Annotated in this window: 6 protein-coding genes and 1 pseudogene; 3 read left to right on the top strand and 4 right to left on the bottom strand. The window is 73.3% G+C overall.

What is annotated here, in order from left to right:
• Both G3I65_RS03810 and G3I65_RS03805 read left to right on the top strand, forming a co-directional pair.
• Nucleotides 1–486: pseudogene (locus G3I65_RS03810) on the top strand (sensor histidine kinase); the annotation flags it as partial.
• Nucleotides 483–1,157, top strand: coding sequence for a response regulator transcription factor (locus tag G3I65_RS03805; RefSeq protein ID WP_160694799.1), 675 nt, complete (start codon nt 483–485; stop codon nt 1,155–1,157). The pseudogene G3I65_RS03810 and the gene G3I65_RS03805, both read left to right, overlap by 4 nt.
• Here G3I65_RS03805 and G3I65_RS03800 read toward each other — a convergent pair.
• The gene (locus tag G3I65_RS03800) at nt 1,102–2,229 is read right to left on the bottom strand and encodes an FAD-dependent monooxygenase (protein WP_160694797.1); all 1,128 of its coding nucleotides are present in this window, start codon (nt 2,227–2,229) and stop codon (nt 1,102–1,104) included. The two genes, G3I65_RS03805 and G3I65_RS03800, sit on opposite strands and share 56 nt — an antisense overlap.
• A 51-nt stretch (nt 2,230–2,280) precedes the next feature.
• Between G3I65_RS03800 and G3I65_RS03795 the strand changes: the two genes are divergently transcribed.
• On the top strand, nt 2,281–2,814 hold the full coding sequence (locus G3I65_RS03795) for a TetR/AcrR family transcriptional regulator (RefSeq protein WP_309235247.1): 534 nt from the start codon (nt 2,281–2,283) through the stop codon (nt 2,812–2,814).
• Between the two features lie 102 nt (nt 2,815–2,916).
• Here the strand turns inward: G3I65_RS03795 and G3I65_RS03790 are convergent, their stop codons facing one another.
• The 3 genes from G3I65_RS03790 to G3I65_RS03780 form a co-directional block, all read right to left on the bottom strand.
• Entirely contained in the window at nt 2,917–3,681 is a 765-nt protein-coding gene (locus tag G3I65_RS03790) for an ABC transporter permease (protein WP_160694795.1), read from the bottom strand.
• Nucleotides 3,678–4,592, bottom strand: coding sequence for an ATP-binding cassette domain-containing protein (locus tag G3I65_RS03785; protein WP_160694793.1), 915 nt, complete (start codon nt 4,590–4,592; stop codon nt 3,678–3,680). Before G3I65_RS03785 ends, G3I65_RS03790 begins: the two co-directional genes overlap by 4 nt.
• A gap of 99 nt (nt 4,593–4,691) precedes the next feature.
• Nucleotides 4,692–5,882, bottom strand: a 1,191-nt coding sequence (locus G3I65_RS03780; protein ID WP_275940139.1) for an ATP-dependent helicase C-terminal domain-containing protein, incomplete at its 5' end; no start/stop codon positions are given.

The following is a 5,882-nucleotide window of genomic DNA, read 5'->3' as shown; positions in this document are numbered from 1 at the left end:
CACGAGGGCGGGTTCGCGGTCACCGCGACGCTGCCGCACGACGCCGCGCCGGTCGAGGAGACCCCGGAGCTGCGCGAGGCCGCCGAGGACGAGGTCGGGCAGTCGACGTCGGCCCGCGCCTTGGAGCTGGCCCGCCGCGACGTGCGGCGCAGCCTGATCCAGGCGGTCGTCGTGCCGCTCACGCTGTTCGGGGTGGTGCTGGCGGTCGGCGGGATCGCGTTCCTCTACCAGTGGAACTCTTCGGAGCTGCCCGGCGGCGTGTACGACCGGCTGCGGATCGGGCAGCCGCGGGCCGAGCTGACGCTGCCCGAACGCCAGCGCTCGGCGCGGCCCACGCGGGGCGAGCCGCCGTCGGTGCCCGGTGCCGTGTGCGAGTACTACGGCGCCGGGCGGTCGTGGCTGAACGACGACTACGCCGCTTACCGGCTGTGTTTCGCCGATGGGAAGCTGGTTTCCAAGGACTGGTTCGCCGAGGGGGCAACGTGATCAGGGTCGTGCTGGCCGACGACGAAGCGCTGATGCGGGCGGGGGTCGCGGCGATCCTCGGCGCGGACCCGGACATCGAGGTCGTCGCCGAGGCCGCAGACGGGCGCGAGGCGGTCTCGCAGGCGCTCGCCACGCACCCGGACGTCGTGCTGCTCGACATCCGGATGCCGGGGCTGGACGGCCTCGGCGCGGCCGCCGAGATCCGGAAGCTGCTGCCCGCGACCGGCGTGATCATGCTGACGACGTTCGGCGAGGACGAGTACATCGAACGCGCTTTGGGCCTCGGCGCGGGCGGGTTCCTGCTCAAGTCGGGGGATCCGCGCGAACTGCTGGCCGGGATCCACGCCGTCGCGGGCGGGGCCGCGTTCCTCTCGCCGAAGGTCGCCCAGCGGGTCATCGCGCGGCTGTCCGGCGGCCGGCTGACGCGCGCGGCCGCGGCCCGGGAGCGGATCAGCGGGCTGACGCCGCGCGAGCGGGAAGTGCTGACCCTGCTGGGTTCCGGACTGTCCAATGCGGACATCGCGGCGAAGATGTTCGTCGTCGAGGGCACCGTGAAGGCGCACGTGAGCACCATCCTGACCCGGCTCGGCGCGAAGAACCGGGTGCAGGCGGCGATCACGGCGTACGAGGCGGGACTGGTCGGGGGAGACGCGGCGGCCGCCACCCCGTGATGGCCGCGCCCAGTCGCGCGGTGGCGTTCGCCGGGAGCAGCCGCAGGACGGCCGTGCGGAGCTTTGTCGCCACTGGATTGGTCAGCTGGGGACCCAGTTTGCCCATCCGGACGGATTCCCTGGCTACCTTCTGGCTGCGCGGACGCCGTTCCGCGTCGTAGGTCAGAAGTCCTTTTTTGACGTCCTTTGTGGACACGGCGTTGGCGAGCACGACGGCGTCCTCGAGTGCCTGGCAGCCGCCCTGACCGAGGAACGGCGGCATAGCGTGCGCGGCGTCGCCCAGCAGGGCGATCCGGCCGCGGGTGTAGGTCGGCAGCGGTGTGCCGAGGTGGTAGAGGTCGTGGTGCAGCAGGGCTTCCGGCGGGGTCGCGTCGATCAGGGCCGGGATGGGGTCGTGCCAGGTGCCGAACTCCGGGGTGCCCGGGTGCCGGCCCGGCTCGGTGACGTAACAGATCCACCAGTAGACGTCGTCGCCGGTGAGGGGCAGGACGCCGACTTCGGTGCCGCGGTCGAAGCTCGTGCTGAGCCGGGTGCGCGGGAGTTTCGCGATGCCGCGGAAGGCCGCGCTGCCGGAGAAGACGGGTTCGGGGTGTCGTGGGAACAGCGCGTGCCGGATCCGGCTGCGGATCCCGTCGGCCGCGACGACCAGATCGGCTTCGATTTCCCCGCCGTCGAAGCGGACGAGTCCGTCTTCGCGGACTTCGGTGACTTTCGCGCCGGTCCGGAGGCTGCCGGCGGGGACGGCGTCCTTGAGCGCGTCGACGAGGTCGCGCCGGTGGATGGCGCCGAGCGGACGGCCGTGCAGGCGCTCGAAGGCGGCCGAATCCCAGCGGACGACGCGGCGGCCCCGGCGGTCGCGGAACCCGCCGTCACGCTGCTGGGCGAGGCTTTCGCCGAGGTCGACGCCGAGTTCGTCCAGGCAGCGCAGGGCGTTCGGCCAGAGTGAGATCCCTGCGCCGACGTCGCCGAACTCCGGCGCTTGTTCGAGCACGGTGACCCGCCACCCGACCCGGTGCAGCCCGATCGCCGCCCCGAGTCCACCGATGCCGCCCCCGACGACCACTGCGTGCATGCCGCGCCTCCTCTACAGGTGTAGAGGACTCTACACCTGTAGAGTGGGGTGGTGGAACGACTCGAGGTGATCGCCGACACGGCCATCGAGGTGATCGCGGCGGAGGGCATGCGCGGCCTGACCCACCGCGCGGTCGACCGCGCGGCGGGCCTGCCGGTGGGCTCGACGTCGTACTACGCGCGCACGCGGTCCGCGCTGCTCTCGCTGGCCTTCGCGCGGATCGTCGAGCTGGACCAGGTTTCGCCGTCGCCGGGCGACCTGGCGGAGAGCATCGCGGGGTACGCGCACGAGGCGATCACCTCGGGCCGCACGCGGATGCTGGCCCGGTACGAGTTCGCGCTGGAGGCGACCCGGCGACCGGAGCTGCGCGCGGAGTACGACTCGGGAGGAGCGCTGATCCGCCGCCGCGCAGCGGACTTCCTGGCGGCGGCGGGCTCCACCGACCCGGTTCGCCACGCGGGGGTCGTGGTGGACTGGATGGAGGGCACGATCTTCGGTGCCCTGGCGGGAGCTTCGGCGCCGGCGTCCCGGGAGTCGCTGGTGAAGAGCGCGCGGGAGATCCTGGCGGGGATCGGGGTGGGTTGAGACCGATGGGCTCGAGCCGGCGCCGGCCGGGCCCCGGCGACTTTGCCGGGACCCTGACCTTTGCCGCGCCCGCCACGGGACTCGACAGCAGCGGCACTCGGCTCAGGCGTCCCGGCGCCGCAGCACCGCCGTCCCCACCGCCAGCGCCACCGCGGCCCACACCGCGCACACCACCAGCCCCACCCAAGGGGCGTACGGCGCGGGCGTCATCGTGATCGGGTTCAGGTGCCCCGCCTCCACCATCGCGTTCATCCCGGCGATCCCCGGGAAGTACGCCACCAGCTCCGGCAGCCCCAGCGACGCCACGATCAGCGGCAGCGGCACGAGCAGCACGATCACCGTCACCAACGTGCCCGCCGCGCTCCGCAGGGCCCAGCCGACGCCCGTCGACAGCAGGCCCAGCAACGCGAAGTACCCGCCCATGCCCGACGCCGTCGTGAACGCGCCTTCGAACGACGTCGGCAGCCCGTGCGCACCCTTCACCGTGCTCGCCAACGCCATTCCCGCGCACGCCAGCACGACCCCGGACACGAACAGCGCCGGCAGCAGTACCGCCGCCTTCGCCGCCACCACGCGGGGGCGGACCGGGGTCCACAGCAGTGTCGAGCGGATGCCGCCGCCGGCGTATTCGCTCGTCACGAACAGCGTGGCGAGCGCCAGCACCGCGAACTGCGTCAGGTAGAACCCGCCGCCGAGGGCGATCGTGTCGGCGCCCAGCGGGTCGTCGTTGTAGCGCTGGGCGATCGCCGACAGCGTGCTGTACCCCAGCATCAGAGCCGTCGCCGTCACCAGGCACCACCACGTGGCCCGGACCGACCAGAACTTCGTCCACTCCGACGCCACCGCGCCGCGCACCGCCGTCGTCATGCCGACACCCCGTATTCCACCGAAGAAGCGGTCAGTTCCATGTACGCCTGTTCCAGCGACGCCGTCCGCTCGGTGAGGCCGTGCAGGCGGATCCCCAGTTCGTGCGCCAGGTCGCCGACGCGGGTGACGTCGACGCCGTCCACCACCAGCTCGCCCGGCTCGCCCGGGTGCGTCAGCCCGCCCTCGGCGCGCACCCGAGCGTCCAAAGTGGAAAGTTCGGCCGCCGCCGGGACGCGCACCGAGACCGTCGTGCGGGAGTTGCCCGCGATGAACTCCGCGACTGGGGCGTCGGCCAGCAGCTTGCCCTTGCCGATCACCACCAGGTGGTCCGCGGTCAGCTGCATCTCGCTCATCAGGTGGCTGGAGACGAACACCGTCCGCCCCTCGGCCGCCAGCGAGCGCATCAGCTGGCGGACCCAGCGGACGCCGTCCGGGTCGAGGCCGTTGACCGGCTCGTCGAACATCAGCACGCCGGGGTCGCCGAGCAGCGCGCCCGCGATCCCGAGCCGCTGCCCCATGCCGAGTGAGAACTGCCCGGCCCGCTTTCCGGCGACGTCGGAAAGCCCGACGGTGGCCAGGACCTCTTCGACGCGCGTCGCCGCGATCCCGTTGCTGCGCGCCATGGCCAGCAGGTGCTTCCCGGCGCTGCGGCCGGGGTGCAGCGCCTTGGCGTCCAGCAGCGCGCCGACCTCACGCAGCGGATGCCGCAGCTCGGCGTAGCGCCGGCCGCCGACGAGGGCTTCGCCCTCCTGCGGGTGGTCGAGGCCGACGGTCATCCGCATGGTCGTCGACTTCCCGGCGCCGTTGGGGCCGAGGAACCCCGTCACCCGCCCCGGTTCGACGTCGCACGTCAGCGCGTCGACGACCGTCTTCTCCCCGTAGCGCTTCGTGAGTGCGCGAAGCGTGATCATGATTCCTCCCGGTGTTCGCCTGTACCGGGAGTCTCGGCTTTCCGGGGTGCCGCGGGCATCGGACGTCGGTCGCGGCCCGCCCCCGACTTTCGGCAGGGGTCAGCGGCGGCGGGAGGTGTGCCGGGTCGGGACGGCGGTGGCCGGGTCCTCCGGCCAGGGGTGCTTCGGGTAGCGGCCACGCAGGTCGGCGCGCACGGCCGGGTAGCCGGTGGTCCAGAAGCCCGCGAGGTCGGCGGTGATCGCGGCCGGGCGGCCGGCGGGGGAGAGCAGGTGCAGCACCACCGGGACGCCGGCGAGCGTGGGTGTCTCGGTCCAGCCGAACGTCTCCTGCAGCTTCACGGCGAGAACCGGCCGGTCACCGCGGTAGTCGACGCGGATGCGGGAGCCGGACGGGACTTCCAGGCGGTCCGGGGCGAGCTCGTCGAGCTTGGCCGCTTCGGGCCAGGGAAGGAGTGCTTTTAGGGCGGTGCCGGCGTCGATGGCCGCGAGGTCGGCCTTCCGCCGGGCGCCGGACAGGTCCAGCCAGCTGTCCACATCGGACAGCAGGGCGGCGTCGTCCACCGCGGGCCACGGCGGCCCGAGCACCTCGTGCAGGAACGCGAGCCGCTCGCGCAGGCGGGTCGCGTCCGGGCGCCACTTGAGCAGGCCCAGCCCTTCCGCGCGGAGCCCGGCGACGAGGGCGTCGTGGACGTCCGCGTCCTTGAGCGGCTTCTCGGACAGGACGATGGCGCCCAGCTTCCGGACGCGCCGGGCGACGACGTCGCCGTCCCAGGTGACTTCGTCCACTTCGGACACCGAGCCGGCGCGGACGGCGAGGCGTTCGTCGGCGGCCGCGGCGAGGCGGATGGTGCCGTGGACGCGGCCGGGGTCCCGCGTCGCTTCGGCGACGGCCAGCCATTCCGCGTCGAGCCCGCTGCCCGGCGGGAGTTCGGCCGCGGTGCCACCCGCCATGAGGTACACCGGAGCGCCGCCGGGCCGCCGTTTCGCGAGCCGCTCGGGGTGCGCGAGCGCGACGACCAGCGCGGGATCCGCCGTGAAGGCCTCCTTACCGGCGTTTTCGCCCGTGAAGGGGGCCTTCACGGATTTGCGGTCAGTGAGCAGGGACTCGAGGCGGCGGGCGTCTTGTTTCCAGCGGCGGGAACCGTCGTCACCGGCCGAGCGCAGGCGGCGGAGTTCGGCTTCGACGTCGGTCAGCGTGCCGCCCGCGTCCAGCAGGGCCACCACCTCCGCCGCGTTGCGGGCGCCGACCTCCGCGGCGCCGTCCAGCAGCGCCCGCGCCAGCCGCGGGTG

The sequence above is a fragment of the Amycolatopsis sp. SID8362 genome, from assembly GCF_010550475.1.
GTDB classification, from domain to species: Bacteria; Actinomycetota; Actinomycetes; order Mycobacteriales; family Pseudonocardiaceae; genus Amycolatopsis; species Amycolatopsis eburnea.
This window is presented reverse-complemented; position numbering and strand designations above follow the sequence as displayed.

Coding starts and splice junctions, on each gene's coding strand:
- G3I65_RS03785 (WP_160694793.1), bottom strand. CDS start 4,592: ATGATCACGCTTCGCGCACTCACGAAGCGCTACGGGGAGAAGACGGTC.
- G3I65_RS03800 (WP_160694797.1), bottom strand. CDS start 2,229: ATGCACGCAGTGGTCGTCGGGGGCGGCATCGGTGGACTCGGGGCGGCG.
- G3I65_RS03790 (WP_160694795.1), bottom strand. CDS start 3,681: ATGACGACGGCGGTGCGCGGCGCGGTGGCGTCGGAGTGGACGAAGTTC.